General features: G+C 64.3%; 16 protein-coding genes and 1 tRNA gene. 13 read left to right on the top strand and 4 right to left on the bottom strand.

Annotation, left to right across the window (positions count from 1 at the left end; all coding sequences use genetic code 11):
• Window positions 1-49 precede the first annotated feature (49 nt).
• From GJ699_RS24770 to GJ699_RS24730, 9 genes are all read left to right on the top strand, one after another.
• The gene (locus GJ699_RS24770; RefSeq protein WP_154381383.1) at window positions 50-2,686 is read left to right on the top strand and encodes a sensor domain-containing diguanylate cyclase; all 2,637 of its coding nucleotides are present in this window, start codon (window positions 50-52) and stop codon (window positions 2,684-2,686) included.
• A gap of 65 nt (window positions 2,687-2,751) precedes the next feature.
• A complete protein-coding gene (locus GJ699_RS24765; protein ID WP_154381381.1) occupies window positions 2,752-3,978 on the top strand; it encodes an exonuclease SbcCD subunit D C-terminal domain-containing protein in 1,227 nt (408 codons plus the stop codon).
• Entirely contained in the window at window positions 3,975-7,874 is a 3,900-nt protein-coding gene (locus GJ699_RS24760) for an AAA family ATPase (RefSeq protein ID WP_154381379.1), read from the top strand. The genes GJ699_RS24765 and GJ699_RS24760 overlap by 4 nt, the downstream gene beginning before the upstream one ends.
• A gap of 25 nt (window positions 7,875-7,899) precedes the next feature.
• Window positions 7,900-8,454, top strand: a complete 555-nt coding sequence (locus GJ699_RS24755) for a putative metalloprotease CJM1_0395 family protein (RefSeq protein ID WP_371867667.1) — start codon at window positions 7,900-7,902, stop codon at window positions 8,452-8,454.
• Window positions 8,455-8,492: 38 nt separating this feature from the next.
• Complete coding sequence (locus GJ699_RS24750; protein WP_154381375.1) at window positions 8,493-8,702, top strand: hypothetical protein; 210 nt, start codon at window positions 8,493-8,495, stop codon at window positions 8,700-8,702.
• Between the two features lie 86 nt (window positions 8,703-8,788).
• On the top strand, window positions 8,789-9,703 hold the full coding sequence (locus tag GJ699_RS24745) for a hypothetical protein (RefSeq protein ID WP_154381373.1): 915 nt from the start codon (window positions 8,789-8,791) through the stop codon (window positions 9,701-9,703).
• Between the two features lie 96 nt (window positions 9,704-9,799).
• Window positions 9,800-10,969, top strand: a complete 1,170-nt coding sequence (locus tag GJ699_RS24740) for a methyltransferase (RefSeq protein WP_154381371.1) — start codon at window positions 9,800-9,802, stop codon at window positions 10,967-10,969.
• A gap of 87 nt (window positions 10,970-11,056) precedes the next feature.
• On the top strand, window positions 11,057-11,431 hold the full coding sequence (locus GJ699_RS24735) for a hypothetical protein (protein ID WP_154381369.1): 375 nt from the start codon (window positions 11,057-11,059) through the stop codon (window positions 11,429-11,431).
• Between the two features lie 192 nt (window positions 11,432-11,623).
• Window positions 11,624-11,700: transfer RNA gene (locus tag GJ699_RS24730), tRNA-Met, on the top strand.
• Between the two features lie 32 nt (window positions 11,701-11,732).
• Here the strand turns inward: GJ699_RS24730 and GJ699_RS24725 are convergent.
• Window positions 11,733-12,605 (bottom strand): helix-turn-helix domain-containing protein, encoded by an 873-nt coding sequence (locus GJ699_RS24725; protein WP_154381367.1) that lies wholly within the window; start codon window positions 12,603-12,605, stop codon window positions 11,733-11,735.
• Window positions 12,602-13,282 (bottom strand): PEP-CTERM sorting domain-containing protein, encoded by a 681-nt coding sequence (locus GJ699_RS24720; RefSeq protein ID WP_154381365.1) that lies wholly within the window; start codon window positions 13,280-13,282, stop codon window positions 12,602-12,604. Before GJ699_RS24720 ends, GJ699_RS24725 begins: the two co-directional genes overlap by 4 nt.
• Window positions 13,283-13,482: 200 nt before the next feature.
• Between GJ699_RS24720 and GJ699_RS24715 the strand changes: the two genes are divergently transcribed.
• Window positions 13,483-13,920, top strand: coding sequence for a RidA family protein (locus GJ699_RS24715; protein ID WP_154381363.1), 438 nt, complete (start codon window positions 13,483-13,485; stop codon window positions 13,918-13,920).
• Here the strand turns inward: GJ699_RS24715 and GJ699_RS24710 are convergent.
• Complete coding sequence (locus GJ699_RS24710; protein ID WP_154381361.1) at window positions 13,849-15,117, bottom strand: MFS transporter; 1,269 nt, start codon at window positions 15,115-15,117, stop codon at window positions 13,849-13,851. The genes GJ699_RS24715 and GJ699_RS24710 overlap by 72 nt on opposite strands.
• Window positions 15,118-15,218: 101 nt before the next feature.
• Between GJ699_RS24710 and GJ699_RS24705 the strand changes: the two genes are divergently transcribed.
• A complete protein-coding gene (locus tag GJ699_RS24705; RefSeq protein WP_154381360.1) occupies window positions 15,219-16,037 on the top strand; it encodes an AraC family transcriptional regulator in 819 nt (272 codons plus the stop codon).
• On the opposite strand, the gene GJ699_RS24700 is transcribed toward GJ699_RS24705, so the two are convergent.
• The gene (locus GJ699_RS24700) at window positions 16,000-17,019 is read right to left on the bottom strand and encodes a Kelch repeat-containing protein (protein WP_154381358.1); all 1,020 of its coding nucleotides are present in this window, start codon (window positions 17,017-17,019) and stop codon (window positions 16,000-16,002) included. The two genes, GJ699_RS24705 and GJ699_RS24700, sit on opposite strands and share 38 nt — an antisense overlap.
• A 198-nt stretch (window positions 17,020-17,217) precedes the next feature.
• Between GJ699_RS24700 and GJ699_RS34250 the strand changes: the two genes are divergently transcribed.
• The gene (locus GJ699_RS34250; RefSeq protein ID WP_195763643.1) at window positions 17,218-17,520 is read left to right on the top strand and encodes a DUF4148 domain-containing protein; all 303 of its coding nucleotides are present in this window, start codon (window positions 17,218-17,220) and stop codon (window positions 17,518-17,520) included.
• 61 nt (window positions 17,521-17,581) lie between these two features.
• Window positions 17,582-17,896: a DUF4148 domain-containing protein gene (locus tag GJ699_RS24690; protein WP_154381354.1), complete on the top strand. Its 315-nt coding sequence runs from the start codon at window positions 17,582-17,584 to the stop codon at window positions 17,894-17,896.
• Window positions 17,897-17,919: the final 23 nt, after the last annotated feature.

Genomic DNA, 17,919 nt, shown 5'->3' with positions numbered 1-17,919 from the left:
ATTTCCGTGCAGAATAACTGCACCAGCTTCCGACTTGGATCATCGATTGATGCAGGATTTTTTCCGCCGACTGTACCGCGCGATACTGCTGCCCGCCTTCGGCCTGGCTTTGCTCGTCTTTACGTGGCTCGCGGTGGCCTACCAGGTGCGGCAGGAAAAACAAACCGCGCGTTACGAGGCCGCGCTGCACAGTCAGTCGCTGGCGCGCACGCTGGCCGAGCACACCAACCATTTATTAGTACAGACCGACCACGCCACCCAGCTGTTCCGCCTCAAGTTCGAGGAAAGCGGCGGCGCGCTGCGGCTGGCGGAATTCAGTCGCAAAAACGGCCTGCTCGATTCGCTGTTGCCGACCAAGCTGGATCTGCCGATGGCCATCCTCGACCGCGACGGCAATATCGTCGACAGCATCAACGGCTACTTCGCGCCCGATATGAAGCAGCATCAGGTCTTTCTGCGTCACGCCCGCACCGCGACCGACAGCGTGCTGGTGTCGACGCCGGTGGTCGACAGCCGTACCAAGAAATGGCAAATCCAGCTGACGCGCCGGCTGAACCACGCCGATGGCAGCTTCGCCGGGGTGATGGTGATGATGATCGATCCAGCCTACTTCGTCGAGGACTACGACCGTCTGAGCGTCGATCCCGGCGGCGCCGTCATGCTGATCAGCCGCGAAAACGGCATGTCGGCCGGGCGCGTGAACGACCAGGTCATCATCAGCGACAGCATCGACTTCAACGCCGCGCTGCCGAGCGGGCCACGGCTGGCCGAGGAACTGCTGCTCAAGCGTCCGTTCGACGCCACCGAACGCATTTATGGCTATGCCGAGCTGCCGCGCTTCCTGCTGATGGCGGTGGTCGGCAATCCCTACGATACCGCCATGGCCGGCTTTGTCCACCGCCGCAATATGTATTACGGCGCCGCCAGCGTGGCTTCGGCGCTGGTGCTGCTATTCGTCTACCTGCTGGTGCAGCAGGCGCACCGACTGCGGCGCAGCGCCAGCATGGTGATCGAGGCCCAACTGATGCTGCGTGCCGCCTCCGAAGCCAGCCTGGATTCGGTATTTCTGCTGCAAGCCTGCCGCATGCGCGGCGCGCGGCGCGAGATCCTCGACTTCACCATCGCCGACCTGAATGAACGCGCGGCCCAGCTGATGGGCTACCGCAGCGCCGACATCAAGGGCAAGCGCCTGATCGAAGTCATGCCGGAGCTGCACTCCAAGGGTCTGGTCGAACAATTCCGTCATGTGCTGGAGTCGCGCCAGCCGGTGGCGGAAGAAGTCGAAGTCGATTTCCTGCCCAACCGCGACGTCCATTGGCTGCACCACCAGATTGTGCCGATCACCGATGGCGTCGCGGTCACGGTGCGGGACATCACCGAGCGCAAGGAAACCGAACTGGCGGTACGCCAGAACCAGGCCGAACTCGCCGCCGTCAACGACGCCTCGCCGCTTGGGCTGCTGCGCGCCGACGCCGAGGGCCGCTGCACCTACGTCAACCGCACTTTCGAACTGATTACGGGCTTGAGCCGCGAGGAAGCGCTGGGCGACGCCTGGCTGCGCGCGATCCATCCACACGACCGTCCGATGCTGAAAACCGCGCTGGCGCAAGTAAAGGAAACCCGCGTGCCGTATCAGGATACGCTGCGCTGCGTGCACCCGGACGGCATGATGGTCTGGGTCGCGTTCAAAATCGCCGCCATGGTGGTGGACGGCGAAATGTACGGCTACGTCGGCACGGTGGACGACATCACCCACATCCGCAAATCGGTGATGGCGCTGCGCGAAAGCGAGTCGCGGCTGCGCACCATTGCCGACACGCTGCCGGCCATGGTGGCCTATATCGACGCCGGCCAGGTCTACCGCTTCCATAACCTGGCCTACGAACGGGAATTCAACCGCACCGGCACCACGGTGCTGGGTCGCACCATCCGCGACACCATGGGCGAGGAGCGCCATGCCTTCCTCGAACCCTATGTGCTGCGCGCGCTGGCCGGTGAAACCCTGACCTTTGAGGAAGACGACACCAGCGACATCACCGAGCGCACCTACGAAGTGGTCTACATCCCGCAGATGGACGAAGATGGCGAACGGGTGATCGGCTTCCACGTCATGCGCCAGGACGTCACGGTGCAAAAGCGCGAGAAACTGCGGCTGTTGCGGCTGTCGCAGGTGGACGCGCTGACCGGCCTGACCAACCGCGCCGGCTTCCTGCAAAAACTGCACGACACCATGACCGCCGCTCGCGCCAACGGCAATCTGATGGCGGTGATGTATATGGACATCGACCGCTTCAAGCCAGTCAACGACACCTTCGGCCACGCCGTCGGCGACGCCCTGCTGAAAGCCTTTTCGGCGCGCCTGACCCACACCATGCGCGCCAGCGACACCATCGCCCGCCTGGGTGGCGACGAGTTCACCATCATCATGGAGCGCATCCACCGCATCGACGACGCCAACGCGCTGGCGGCCAAGATCGTGGCCGCGATGCAGGCCGATTTCGACCTCGATGGCACCGTGGTCTCAATCTCCACCAGCATCGGCCTGACCTTCTACCGCAACGAGGATATCAGCCCGGCCGAGCTGCTGAACCGCGCCGATATCCTGCTGTACGAGGCCAAACAGGCCGGCCGCAACACCTTCCGCGCCGGCCCGGCGCTGGCGCAACCAACCAGCAACGCGGCATAAATCAACTCGGCCGGCGCCGTCTTGCGCTATATTGAGCGCTTTCCGGCTGTTTCGACCCACTTTACATGCGTTTGCTGCATACCTCCGACTGGCATCTCGGCCAATCCCTACACAATTTTGAGCGCCATTACGAACACCAGCGCTTCCTCGACTGGCTGCTCGACACCATCGTCGCAGAACAGGCCGACGTGCTGCTGATCGCCGGCGACGTTTACGACAACGCCAACCCTTCGGCGGCATCGCAAAAGCAGTTGTACCGTTTTCTGCGGCTGGCCAAGGAGCGTGCGCCGCATCTGAATTTGATCGTCATCGCCGGCAACCATGATTCGCCGGGCCGGCTGGATGCACCCGGCCCACTGCTGGAAGCGCACGGCACGCGCGTGATCGGCGCCGCCCAGCGCAACGCCGATGGCGAGGTGGATGTGGCATCGCTGGTGCTGCCGCTGACCGGCCGCACTGGCGCGGTGGAGGCGTGGTGCCTGGCCGTACCCTTCCTGCGTCCCGGCGATGTGCCGCGCGTGGAGGCGGCGGAAGGCGTCGATCCCTACCTGGCCGGCATCGCGCTGCTCTATAAACAGGCGTTCGAACTGGCCGCCGCGCAGCGCCAGGACGGCCAGGCCATCGTCGCCATGGGCCATTGCCATATGGTGGATGGGCAGATGTCCAGCGATTCCGAGCGCCGCATCGTCATCGGTGGCACCGAAATGCTGCCAGCCGGGATTTTCGATCCGGCCATCGCCTACGCGGCGCTGGGCCATCTGCATCTGGCGCAACAGGTCGGTCAGCAACAGCACATCCGTTATTGCGGCAGCCCGCTGCCGCTGTCGTTCGCGGAGGTGAATTACGCGCACCAGATCCTGCGCATCGACCTTGAAGGCGCCAACGTGCGTGAGATCGTGTCGCTGCCGGTGCCGCGCGCGGTCGAACTGCTGCGCGTTCCCTCCAAACCAGCGCCGCTGACGCAGGTGCTGGAAGAACTGGCGGCATTGGCGCCGGCGGAAGCGCCGGCCGAGCAGCAGCCGTATCTGGAAGTGCGCGTGCTGCTGGAGCAGCCGGAACCCGGTCTGCGCGCACGCATCGAGACGGCGCTGGACGGCAAGCCAGTGCGACTGGCCAAAATCGAAACCTCGACCGCCGCCCGCAACTCGACCATCGATCAGGAAGTGATGACGCTGGACCAACTGGAAAAACTCAAGCCCGATGACATTTTCAGGCAACTGTACCAACAGCGCTTCGGCAATGAAGCACCGGCCGATCAACTGAGCGCGTTTGCGGAGTTGATGCTGCCATGAGAATCCTGAAAATTCGCGGTAAAAACCTGGCCTCGCTGGCCGACGAATTCAGCGTCGACTTCGAGAGCGAACCGCTGGCCTCGACCGGCCTGTTCGCCATTAGCGGTCCGACCGGCGCCGGCAAGAGCACGCTGCTGGACGCACTGTGCCTGGCCCTGTACGACGCCACTCCGCGCCTGCTGCGCGTGGCCGGCCGCAACTACCTGGCCGATGTCGGCAACGAGACCGTGTCCACGCAAGATCCGCGCACGCTGCTGCGCCGGGGCACGGCCGAGGGCTATGCGGAAGTGGAATTCGTCGGCAGCGACGGCGCCCGCTATCGATCGCGCTGGAACGTGCGGCGCGCCCGCACCAAGGCGGAAGGCGCTTTGCAGCCGACCACCATGTCGCTATTGATGCTGCCGACCGAACAGCCGGTAGGCAGCACCAAGACCGAAGTCAAGGCGGAAATCGAGAAGCGCATCGGGCTGTCGTTTGAACAGTTCACGCGCGCGGTGCTGCTGGCGCAGAACGAATTCTCGGCTTTCCTCAAGGCCGAGGACAATGAGCGCGGCGAGCTGCTGGAGACGCTGACCGGCAGCACCATCTACTCCGAAATTTCGGTGCGCGCGTTTGAGCGCAACAAGCTGGAACAGGCGGCGCTGCAAAAACTGAACGCGCGGCTGGCGGACCAGAAGCCTTTCAACAGCGAGCAACGCGCCGAGCTGGAAGCAAAGAACCATGACGCCAGCGTCGCATTGCAGACGCTCGATCAGCAAAAGGCGGAACTGGAGCAGGAACTGCGCTGGCACCAGCAAGCCGAGCGCCTGCAACAGGAGCAGTTGGCGGCACAGGAAGCACTGCAGCGCGCACAAGCCGAAGTGGCGGCGGCAGCGCCACGCCATGCCGCGTTGGCGCGCATCGACGCGGTGCAGCCAGCGCGCCCGCTGGCCGACGATATCCGCCGCATCGATGCCGACATCGCCGCCACGCAAGCAACGATCGTCGCCAGCACGCAGGAAGTGCAGCAGTCCGCTCAAGCGCTGGAACAGGCCAACGCCGCGATGGCGCAAGCCGCCACCAGTCAGCTAGATGCCGAAACCGCGCAACGCGCCGCTGCGCCGCAGCTGGACTTGGCCAAAGCGCTGGACGCGCGCATCGAGACGATGCTACCAGCCTGGCGCCATGCCGCCGCCGCGTGCGAGAAAGCCGAGCAGGCAGACGCTGTCGCCAAGGCCGCGCTGCAAACGCGTCAAAATGAACAAGCGCGCCTGGCGACGCAACAGCAGAACGGCATCGCCTGGCTGCAGCAGCACAAGCACTGGAAGGCGCTGGCACTGCAATGGGAGCGCTGGGATGTGCTGTTCGTGCAGGCCGGCCAGCAAGCCGCAGTGGCCGAGCGGCTGACCTCCGGTCTGTCTCGACTGCAGCGCAACGCGCAGACGCATCGCGAGGAAGAAGCCGACGCCAGCACCAAATTGGCCAACGCCGCCAACGCGCTGCAATCGCTGGAGCAGCAACGCCAACAGGCGACGCAGACCATGGCGGCCTACGATCCCGAACAGCTGCAGGCATCGCGCGGCCGCCTGGAACAGCGGCGCGACCTGCTGGCCGGTGCAGAGAAAATCTGGCTGGAGCTGGAGGCGCGGCAAGCGCGTCACGCGCAAATCGAAGCACAGTCGGTGCAGCTGCGCCAGACCATGTCCAACGCCGAAGCGCAATTGGCTGCGGCGCAGCAGGAAGGCATCGCCATCATGGCGGCATTCTCGCAGGCCGAGCGTTCGCTCAAGCTGGCCGAAGCCGCGTGCGCGGTCAGCGTGGAAACGCTGCGCCAGTCACTGGAAGATCACACGCCCTGCCCGGTGTGCGGCGCACTGGAACATCCCTACCGTCATGCCGACGATAGCCTGCAATCGATGCTGCGCGAGTTCCAGGGCGACGTGCAGCGCTGCCGCCAGCAGATGGAGGCCAACGTCAACCAGCAGGCGGCGCAACGCGCCAGCGCGCAAACCAGCGTCGAACAGTTGAACGTGCTCGCCATCGAGCAGCGCACGGTGCAGCAGACGTTGGAACGCGTGACCGCCGCATGGTCGGCGCATCCACTGGTCGCAGGCGCCACGCTGCCGGCGGAGGCGGAGCGCGGCGCATGGTTTGCCGAACAGTTGAACGAGACGCAGCACGGCCTGCAGACGATCGACCAGCAGCAACGCGCATTGCACGCGGCCCGCACCGCGCGCGATCAGGCGCAAGCCGCATATGACCGTGCTGCTGCCGAGCACACGCGCTTGCAGACGGTGGCCGCCGCTGCCCGCACCGCGCTGGCCGAGGCCAACGCGCAGTACAAAGGGCTGGAAGACCAGCGCATCGAAGTCGCGCTCGCGCTGAGCGCCCTGCTGTCCGATCTGGACGCCGCCTTCAGTGGTGGCGAGATCCCGAGCGAGGAATGGAAGGAAGACTGGAGATCCGGCCCGGCGCGCTTCTACGAGGCGCGTCAGGCCGAGAGCAAGCAATGGCTGGCGTACCGCACCGCATATGACGAGCGAGCCGCTGGCCTGGCCGCGTTCGAGATCGAACTCAAGGCGCTGGAAGATACGCTGGCCCGCACCGGCCACGACGCCCTCGCCGCGCGCGATGCCTTCAATGGCGTCGACGCATCGGTGAAAGTCAGCCAGCAGCAGCGCATGGATATGTGGGGCGGCAAGGAAGTACGCGACGTCGAAACCGCGCTGCAAGCCGCCATCGACGCCGCCAAGGCACGCCACGCCGCCAGCCAGAACGCCGCACAGCAGGCATCGCAACGCCGCATCCGTTGCGACGAAGCGCTGGCGCAGGCCAGCCGCCGTCTGACGGACTTGCAGGCCGCTACCACCGCCGCCGCCGCGCGGCTCGCCGACTGGCTGGCTGCATTCCAGCAGCGCCAGCCCGAAGCCGGCCTGCACGACCTGGAACAGCTGCACGCATTGCTGGCGCATTCGGCCGACGACATCGACGCCGAACGCGCCGCGCTGCAAGCACTGGCGCGCGCCGTCGACCAGGCGTCAACCGTGCTGCAAGAACGCCAGCGCCAGCGCGAACAGCATCAACTGACCGCCCCGCCGCCGCGCGGCGCGTCCACCGCCGACGCCGACGAAGCGGCCGACAAGGCCGAGCCGACGCAGGCTCCCGCCGCCCAAACCGCCGACCTGTGGTCCGCCGCCGCACCGGCGGAGACACCCGAGGTGCCCGCGCCGGCTCCGGAGCCATCACCAATCACCCTGGTCAGCGAAGCGCTGAACGCCCTGCTGGCCGAACGCAAAACCGCCAATGACCACGCCACCAGCCTGCAACTGGCGCTGGCGCAGGACGACGACAAGCGCCGGCGCTCCAGCGCCATGCTGGCCGAAATCGACCAGCAGGAAGCCATCGCCCAGCGCTGGGCGCGCATGGATGACCTGATCGGCTCCGCCGACGGCAAGCGCTTCCGCAACTACGCCCAGCAATTCACGCTCGACGTCCTGCTGGGCTACGCCAACGCCCACCTCAACCACCTGTCGCGGCGCTACCAGCTGGAGCGCATTCAGAACAGCGCCAATCCATCCCTGGCGCTGCTGGTGCGCGACCAGGACATGGGCGGCGAAATGCGCTCGGTGCACTCGCTGTCCGGTGGCGAATCCTTCCTGGTGTCGCTGGCACTGGCGCTGGGACTAGCCTCGCTGTCCTCCAACAGGGTGCGGGTCGAATCGCTGTTCATCGACGAAGGCTTCGGCAGTCTCGATGCCGATACCCTGCGTGTGGCCATGGACGCGCTGGACGGCCTGCAGGCCATGGGGCGCAAAGTCGGCGTTATCTCGCACGTGCAGGAGATGACCGAGCGGATCTCGGCCAAAATCCTGGTCCAGCCCTCGGCCGGCGGCAGGAGCGCGATCAGCGTCGCATAAATAGGCACGCCGATATAAATTTGCTATCATTCAGGCTTCACGAGGTCTGATCATAAGCATCGGCGCCCTATCTGCCAGTTACGCCACCCAGTCACCGGTAAGCAGCCAGCAGACGGTGCAGGTGGCGTCGTCTCCGACGCAGGCGGATACACAGCCGGCGGCCGCCTCCAGCACCACACAGCTCAGCGACGAAGCGCTGGCCATGATCGACAAGCTCAAAGCCCGCGACACCGAAGTGCGCCAGCACGAACAGGCGCACCTGGCCGCATCCGGCGGCCTCGCCACCTCCGGCGCCACCTACACCTACGAACGCGGCCCGGACGGCATCAATTACGCCATCGGCGGCGAAGTCAATATCGACACCTCGCCCGGCGGCACGCCGCAGGAGACCATCGACCGCGCCCGCACCATCCAGGCGGCGGCGCTGGCGCCGGCCGATCCATCGGGACAGGACCGCGCCGTGGCGGCCCAGGCGCAGCAAATGGAAGCCAAGGCCCGCGCCGACCTCGCGCAGCAGCAAACCCAAAGCGCCTACGGCGCCACACCCGCCGCCGCGCCCACGCTGGATGTCTACGCCTGAGTGATAAAATCCCGCTTTTGCCTATTCAAACCCGTACCATGTTAAAAGCACCACGCAGCCTCACCTTCAAATGCGCCAAGTGCGCCAAAGCCGTGCAAGTCCGCCTGCAAAAGGTCTCGGCCTGCTCGCACATCCAGCCTTATTTCGGCGTGTGCGGATGCGGCGAAGTGAAACACCACGCCATCGGCCAAAAAGACGCGGTGGAATCCTACCTGGCCGCGCCAGAAGGCTGGACCCATCACCATTAAGCACCATTAATTAAGCGCCGCGCCCTCAAGTAATCGGCTAGGATACCGTTAAAGAGTTGCAGAAGTACTATCAAACGGAATCCATCATGTCTACCATCTCCAACCTCGGCAACCGCTGGTCCAACCTGTACACCGGTGGCCAGCAGAATGACAGCAAGGCCAATGCCTTGCAAAAACCGCAAAGTGGCACGGCCGCCGCCCTGTCAAGCAACGCGCTGGATCTCAGCAAGCGCGTGGCCGCGGTGGGCAATGCGACGGTGGATTACGCCCAGGACTTCGTCAACAGCTTCACCCAGGCGCTGTTTGGCGATGACGCCAAGGGCGCGACCATCGATTTCGACTCGGCCAGCCTGGACGTATCGTCCGGCTATGCGGCCGGCGTGCAGCAAACGCGCAGCGCCAACGGTGTCTCCACCGCCGCCGCGTTCAGCCTGACCGACAGCTCGCACTTCGTCGGCAAGGGCACCATCACCACCGCCGACGGCCGCCAGTTCGACTTCGAGGTTGAAGTCCAGTACAACTACGAGCTCGATGCGGCAGCCAGCCAGACCACCAATACCTCGTCGGCCGACCAGTCCAGCCAGTCCGGCGACGATAGCACGACCCAGGGTCTGCCGACCGTGCAGTTGCCGAACCTCGACTTCCCCGGCACGCTGGCGGACCTGTTCCAGCTGATCGGCCGCAACCTGCAAACCGCGCTGTCCAGCAACGACAGCAACAACAGCAGCAAAGCCAGCGACGGCATCGACAACAGCGCCTTGCGCAGCCTGTCGCTACGCCTGCTCAACCTGGTGGACAGCAAGGACACCAACACCTATTCGGCGCTCAGCACGACCGACAAGGCCAAAGCCGCAGCGACCAGCACCGATACCGATGCCAGCGATGCCCAGGCCACGAGCACCACGCCCGCCGCCAGCGACGCGGCGGCAGCTGCCTCGCCAGATGCCACCACGGCCACCGACAGCAGCACCGCAGCATCCGACCAGAGCACGTCGGCCTGACGCCCGCCCCCACCGGACAGCGCCCGGTATAATAGCGGCACCTTGCACCGCGCGGCTTCGCGCGGCGCGTCCCTATTCCCTGTCGACTGATCCAACATGCCCGCATCCAGTACCCCCTCCCTTCCGCAGCAACACATCCAATGGGAGGAGAACGGCGAACAGCGCTCCGCGCGCTGGCGTTCCGAAGCCGGCATGCCGCCGCCTAAACGCGTGGTGATCGCCGACGACCGCACCAACGCCGATGTGGCCTACCGCCTGGCCTGCGAAGGCACCGCCCTGCTGTGGCGCGGCGACTTCCAGAACGCGCGCCAGCTGCTGCAAGCGCTGGCGCGTCGCGCCGACCACAAAGGCCGCACCGGCAAGAAAGCCAAGCCGGCCAAGGCGCCATCTTCGACCACCGAAGCCTTTCACCTGCACCGTCAAGCGCAATCGCAGCGCGCCCGCACACTGGCCATGCTGCTGATTCCATTCGACGAGGGCTACACCATTCCACTGCGCCGCGCGCCGGACGTCAAACTGGCCTGCAACGAAGCTTACGGCCGCTATGAAGAACCGTTCATCGCCTCGATGCGCGAACTGCTAGGCCTGATCGGCGCGCACGAATGGCGCCGCACTGGCGTCGAGATTCCAGCGCTGGGTGCGCGCATTCACCCGCACTACGGCGTGTTCTCGCCAGTGCGTGGCGAATACGTGCAGATGGTGGCCGATGCGCCGCTGCCGGCCGGCGTTAATCTGGCGTTCGACATTGGCGTTGGCACCGGCGTGCTGTCGGCGGTGCTGGCCAAACGCGGCATCAAGCGCGTGGTCGCCACCGACCAGGATCAGCGTGCGCTGAGCTGCGCGCGCGAAAACCTGGCGCTGCTGGGCCTCGATCAGCAGGTCGAACTGCGCGAGGCCGACCTGTTCCCCGAAGGACGCGCACCGCTGGTGGTGTGTAATCCGCCATGGGTGCCGGCGCGTCCGAGCTCACCGATCGAATACGCGGTGTACGACCCGGACAGCCGCATGCTGCGCGGCTTCCTCGACGGCCTGGCCGCGCACCTGACGCCGGGTGGCGAAGGCTGGCTGATCCTGTCCGACCTGGCCGAGCACCTCGGCCTGCGTCCACGCGAACAGCTGCTGGAATGGATCGCCAGCGCCGGCCTGAAAGTCGTCGACCGCATCGACGTCCGCCCAGTCCACCCACGCGCCAGCGACGCCACCGATCCCCTCCACACCGCCCGCGCCGCCGAGGTTACTTCGCTGTGGCGCCTGGCTGCGGTATAACGCCGCATTGATTCATCTCAAAACTATGAGGTGTGGCCTTTGACTCCGCCCGACCGGCAGCGCAAACTTTCTGCAGGAGGCCACACCATGCAATCAAATGAGTTATTAAAAACAGTCCAAGGACTTCTGCCGCATGACTACGCAAGTCTCGGCACGATACGCGAGACCATCAACTCGCTCATCAATCGCATTGAGCGGGGCGAAGCGAAACAGGCGCTGGATCTCGACTTCCGCATCGACGACCAACTCGTTAAACTCTGCGCAGCCCTCCGCAACACCTACCGTCAAACTTCGGATACCGCCACCAAAAATGCCGCACGAGCCGCCTTCGCTGCCGCCGCGTCGCTGCAATGGGCTATAGCCGACCAAGATATCCTCTTCTCTCGACGCAAATCTGGCTATGAAGCCAGCACTGTGGAAGAAGTGGAAAAAGTGTTGGACCGAATTGAGTCCGAAGAATGAGTTCCGGCCGCGTTATCCGAAAGCTCAACTATGACGAGCCTCGGTTTCAAAATAGTTTCAAGAAACTTAAACCGGACATCAAACTTGCGCAATTACGGCCTCCATGACGACGTAGACAAAGCGCCATGAAATCACCTCTGTGAAAGCCGACTTGCGCTGCGCGTCGAACATGTATATAATTATGGCCTCAGACGCGGGGTGGAGCAGTCTGGCAGCTCGTCGGGCTCATAACCCGAAGGTCACAGGTTCAAATCCTGTCCCCGCAACCAGAACACAGCAAGCCGTTGATTCTTCAAAAGAATCAACGGCTTTCGCTTTTCTGGGTACGTGAAGTTTGGGCGGCCGCGTCGGCCCGTAGCAATCCCCGCAACATGCTAGGCTGCATGCCCGACGATGTGTTGAAGGATCGGGTCATGTGGGACAGGTCGGAGTAGCCCTCCTCTACGGCGATGGTGGTGAGGCTGTCGCCAGAGCCCAGCCGGTCGGCCGCTCGCAGCATGCGCGCGGCTTGGCGCAATGTCTCGGCGGTCACGCCCTCGGCTTTGAGCTTGCGCTCCAACGCGCGCTGGTGGCATCCGAGCCGCCGAGCCAACTCACCCACGGACATGGAACCTTCGGCTTCAAAAATCGCGGACGCCTCCGCCGCCGCCGAGTTGCGAACGCCCAGCAGCTCCGCGACAGTCCCCAGGCTTCGGCGTGGCGGCGCTCCGAGGCAGGCGCTCTTCTCCACTAAACCCAGCAAGCCCTCGAACATTGCCAGAGTGCCCTCGCGGCAAGGGCCAGGGTCCGCCGCGCCGACCAGCATGCGGCGCTGCGCCACAACCGCGCGCGCGTCATGCCCGTCGCCCGGCAGCGACACGCTGGTCCTGACCGCGATTTTGGCGGAGCTGTTGTAGGCGTTATAGGCCGCCACCACGACTTCCGGACTCGACAACATGCTGGTCGTTTTCACGCCGACGGACAGGTCGGTGACAAGGAATTCACGAACGGCGCGCTCGATCTGGCCTTCCGTGACACCCTCGGCGGCCCGTGCCCGGCCTGCGGCGTTGTAGCGCAGGTATGGGAGATGCCCATCGATGACGTGGGCCACAGTCGCGACGAAGCGCGACATCGGCGTCCATCCGGCCCGCCCTTCAAGGGCGTGAACCACGACATGGTAGGCGAGTGAATTCATGCAGGCGTTTGAGCTCTCTCAGTTTGATCCAATCGGCAGTTCGGCCCACGGTTAATCGCTGCCCAAACCAAGGCCAGCCCCAACGCGAGCAGTACCCAAGCGGAAGGCTCGGGAACCGGCGTCGTGGGGAATTCTAACGCAGCGACGGCCATCGGGCTGCCGGGAATCAGCGGCATGAGGTCGTAGCCGAACGTGGCCGCTGCGAAGTAGTAGTCAGTGGTGAGCAGCCCAACGGTGGTGGCCTGGAAGGCTGTCGCTTGGATGCTGGAGAATGTCGAGGAGATCAGAAAGCCCGACAGCGTGGCGTGAGGCACCAGGGCGGACGAAGTCGACACGGCGGAGAAGATCAATGTGCCGGCCCCGTGACCGACATTCAGCAGGTCGTCGGAGACGATCTGCCAAGTCCAGCCGGTCGGGGCAGAAATCGCGGCGTGGGAGTCGGAAAAATACGGCAATACGAGCGTGGTGAGCGCGCCGTCAAAGGCGGAGATTCCGGCCGGGCAACCGCCGGCATTGACCGCGATATCGATGGTGAACAGGCCGCCGGCGCTGGTCTGGGTCGAGACGAGCGAGGGAGCATCCGGCGCGCAGTAGCCCAAGCCGGCATAGCTTGGGGCACATGCACACAGCAAGACGGCGGAAACCAGGAGCCGGCGGAAGACTTGGAGAGCTTTCATGTTGGTTGCCTTTTAGATATCAAGAAGCCCATTGTGGACGCTTTGCGCCGCCCCGTCTTGAATCTACGCGACACCATGCCCAGGGTTATCAAATCCCTTCCCTCCTCAAAAGGAGTAGTCGCTTCTGGAAGATAGAGGGATGAGGACTGACACAGGCTATCGTAGTATCTCCCAGCCATTTATTACTCCGGGAGATAGTCATGAAGTATTCCGCACTTGCCTGCGCCGCCGCGCTGATGATCGCTGGCATTGCTAGCGCGCATGAAGTCATTTCCACCAAAGCGGCGCCGGAGGCCATCGGTCCGTACTCGCAGGCCATCAAGTCCGGCCAGACCTTGTATTTGTCCGGCCAGATTCCAATCGATCCGCAGACCGGTCAGTTGATCGCAGGCGGCGTGGAAGAACAAACTCAACGGGTACTTGAGAACCTGAAAGCGGTGTTGGCCGCCAACGGCATGTCCTTCGACGACGTGGTCTCCACCACCGTGTACGTCAAGGATCTGAACGACTTCGCCAAACTCAATGCCGTCTATGGCCAGTATTTCCGGAACCAGCCGCCAGCGCGATCAACCGTGCAAGTTGCCCGTTTGCCCAAGGACGCCCTGCTGGAAATTTCCGCCATCGCCATCAAGCCTTGACGGCGAACTGGCTGCCGCCACTGCTCGGCCGACGTGCAGGTTGCGCCCGGCGTACGTGCCGATCACCGCCATCACCACGCCCAGCGCGGCGCACAGGCTGAGTGGCGCTTGCCAGTTGCCCGCGATCTCATTGGCCTTGCCGATCAACGGCGGACCAGCGGCGGCAAAGAAGTAGCCGATGCACTGCGCCATGCCGGACAGCGCCGCCGCTTCAATCGCATTGCTGGTGCGCAGACTGATCAGAGCCAGCGCCAGGATCAGGCCGCCACCGGCGCCGATGCCGAAGAACACAATCCACAACACCGCATGCATCGGCGCAAGCACAAAGCCCAGCAGGCCAACCGACATGCTCAAGGCCAGCACGGTGGCCACCGCGCGCTGATCGCGCAGCTTGGGTGCCAGCGGAATCAGCACCAGGCCGGGCAGCGCGGTCGACAGCAGCAGCACGCCGTGCAACGAGGCGGCTTGGGCCGCGCTATAGCCGGCCGTATCGCGCAGGATGGCCGGCAGCCAGCTGACGCCCACGTAATACAGGAAGCAGTCCAGCCCCAGGTAGGCCGTGACCTGCCAGGCCAGCGGCGAGCGCAACATCGACACCGGCGTTTCACCTGACGCGAGCTTGTGGACAGCCGGCACATGCGGCCGGCGGAGTTGGGGCAACCACACCAGCGCGGCCAATACCACCAGCAGCAGCGGCAGGCGCGATACCAGATGCCAGTCCGCATGCAGCGCGGTCGAGAGCGGGATCACCAGCGCCGAACCACCGGCGGCGGCGATGCCCATGGTCAGCACATACATCGCGGTCAGCGGCGCGACTTTGTCGTGGAAGTCGCGCTTGAGCAGGCTGGGAAGCAGCACATTACCCAGCGCGATACCGCTGCCGATAATGACCGTGCCAACATACAGCGGCGCGACGCCGCCGCTGGCGCGGAACAGCACGCCGACCGCAATCACCATCAGCGCGCCAAACAGCGTGCGCTCGGTGCCCCAGCGTCCCGCCAGGCCAGCGGCAAACGGCGCAATCGCCGAGAAGGCCAGCAACGGCCCGGTAATCAGCAGCCCGACCTGCGTGGCGCTGAGCCCGTAACCCGACTGGATGTCCTCCAGCAGCGGGGCAATGATGGTGAACGGCGCGCGCAGCGTCGTGGCGACGAGCAAGATGCCCGCCAACAGCAAGAACCGATTCGGATGTTTCATGGCTCACCTATGGAAAAAGTGTCGATGAGACAGCTTAGCGCTGGATCGTCCGACTGAATTTAGCTATCCTGACCAAATATCACTAAATTCGGACAACACTCATGTCAGCTCTCGCCGCCATGCGGGCCAATAACGATCTCGATGCGATCCCGCAGCCGGCCATCGCCTTGCGCGCCTACGCGGCCGGCGAAGACCGCGACCCGCTGATGCACCACCATCGCAAAGGGCAGTTGGTGGTGGCGCTGCGCGGCAGTGTCATTTGCGAAGTGCCGCACGGTTACTGGATGGTGCCGCCGCAGTGCGGCGTGTGGATTCCCGGCGGCATGGCGCACCTGATGCGCGCCAGCGCCGATACCGACCTGTGTCTGCTGTGCGTGGAGCCATCGGCGGCGCTGATGCCGCCGGACTGCTGCACACTGGCCATCACGCCGATGCTGCGCGAAATGATGCTGCATCTGTCGTCGCTGCCGCAGGACTACGCGGAAGGCAGCAGCACCGCGCGGCTGGTCGGCGTGTTGCTGGAAGAGCTGGCGCAGATGCGCGTCGAGCAGCTTTATTTCCCTGTCTCCAGCCATCCCAAACTGCGGCGCCTGGCCGACCAGTTGCTGCAGAGTCCGTCAGACCGCCGCACCGCGCGCCAATGGGCGGACGCGCTCGCCATGAGCGAACGCACGCTGGCACGGCTGGTGCTGCAGGAAACCGGCATGACTTTTGGCCGCTGGCGCCAGCAACTGCAAATCATCGTCGCCTTGCGCTGGCTGTCGGCGGGCGTGCAGGTGCAGCGCATCGCCGAAGACCTCGGCTACGAATCGGTCAGCGCCTTCATCACCATGTTCAAAAAAGCCTTGGGCGCGTCGCCGGCACGCTATCTCGGCAACCAGGCTAAGGCGATGTCGAGAAGCGAATCACACCCGCGCTGACCCGCTGGCCGTCGCGCATGCCGCCGAATAGTCCGTAGCTGCCGCCGCCGAACGGCACCAGGCCGCGAAAGTCCATGCCAGCTTGCGGCAACGGCGCATGGGTCTGCCACAGGCCGCGCGCCGGATCGTAGCTGAATACGCTGGCCGATGGTTCGGCCGGCAATTTGTCGTAGCCGATGCCGTTGTAGTTGTACGGACGTCCGCTGCCGCCGGCAAACACGATGCGGCCGTCGTCGCCAACCGCGCCGGCGCGATACAACGGCTTGCCCGGATGCGCGGGCAGTGGACGCCAGCTGATCTGGGTTGGCTGTTGCGTGTCCAGCGTGCCCTGCCAGCAGGCGTTGCTGATGGCGAAGACATTCTTGCCGTCCGCCCCTTTGTCGGCGGTGACGCCGTCGCAGATCACCATGGTGTCACCGACCAGGCCGCCTGCATGGCCGAAGACCGGCTGACCGGGGAATGGCGTGGCGCTGAGCCAGCGGCGGGTTTGCGTGTCGTAGATCTGGACGTCGGTGACGTTGGCCTTGTCGTGCCAACCGCTGACCAGCACAATCCAGCGGTCGCGCCAAGCCAGGGCGACGCTGTCGTCGACCGCGATCGGCATGATGGTCTCGGTTTCGAAGCGCGCGCTGTCAGGCAGGAAGCGCATCACTTCGGGCGTCGACACTTCGTCGCCCTGGGCCGACACGGTGTAGCCGCCGATCAGGTAGACCTGGCCGCCGACGGTAAGCGCGGCGCTCGCCAGGCGACCTTGTGCGACCGGGATGTCGCCCGCCTTGCGCCAGCTGCCGTCACGCAAATCGAGCACGTACACGTCCCGCTGGATATCCGCGTAGGTCTTGCCCGGCCCCAGGCCGAAGAAGGTGTACACCTGCTCGCCAGCGCGCGCAACCGCCCAGTTGGTCCGCGCCACTGGCGCGTCGGTCTGCGCCAGCGCGGTTCCGGAGGCCAGCGCCGCCAGTAAAAGTAGGGATTTCATCATGGCGGGATTATGGCAGTTCAACGGCAAAAGATAATCCGTCGAAAGAGTAGGCGCAAACGCATACCGCCCGCGCCATTTCGATGTCTATTTGCCTATTCCTTCAGTAGGATTAAATATCTCTTGCGATACTATCGCATGCGCTTTAATATACACACATCGGGCAACAACGCCCAACCAACAACCTCAAGGAGCCAGATCATGAAAAACTTCATCGCATTGTCCATCGCCGGCATCGCTTTCGCTGCCATCACCGCGTCGGCCCAGGAAAGTATCGAATATTCCGGTTACAACGGCTTCACATCCACCACCACCCGCGCCCAGGTAAAAGCGGAAACCCGCCTGGCGTTGCAGCATGGTGAGATCAGTGATGGCGAACAGTATCCTAACGTCCCGGTGCAACACGCCCCTGCCGCGAAGACCCGCGCCGAAGTGAAGGCCGAATTGAGCGCCTACCGCAAGACCCATCCAGAAGTGTCCGACGATGTCAGCGTCGTTCAATAGTTTATTAAATTACTCGCATCCGCTTAAATAGCAAACAAATCACATCCCAAGGAACATTACCATGAAAAATATCGCCATCGCCCTGTCCGTCGCTACCGCTCTGTTCGCTTCGGCTGCAGCCTCCGCCCAGGTCAGCGAGGAATACTCTGGCTACACCGACTTCGTATCGACCAAGACCCGCGCCGAAGTGCGCGCGGAAACCCTGGCGGCAATCCAGCGCGGTGAAATCCGCTACGGCGAGCAATATCCAGATTTCTCCGCCGATGAAGCGCCGGTGGCGGCGAAAACCCGCGCCGAGGTCAAAGCTGAACTTGCGGCCTATCGCAAAACGCATCCAGCCGTATCCGCCGATATCGACGTGGCCAGCGCCACCTAATGCGGCCAACACGCGGGGCCGGC

The organism is Duganella guangzhouensis (genome assembly GCF_009674535.1).
Classification (GTDB): domain Bacteria; phylum Pseudomonadota; class Gammaproteobacteria; order Burkholderiales; family Burkholderiaceae_D; genus Rugamonas; species Rugamonas guangzhouensis.
The sequence above is the reverse complement of the archived record's forward strand: the minus strand, read 5'-3'. Positions and strand labels throughout refer to the sequence as shown.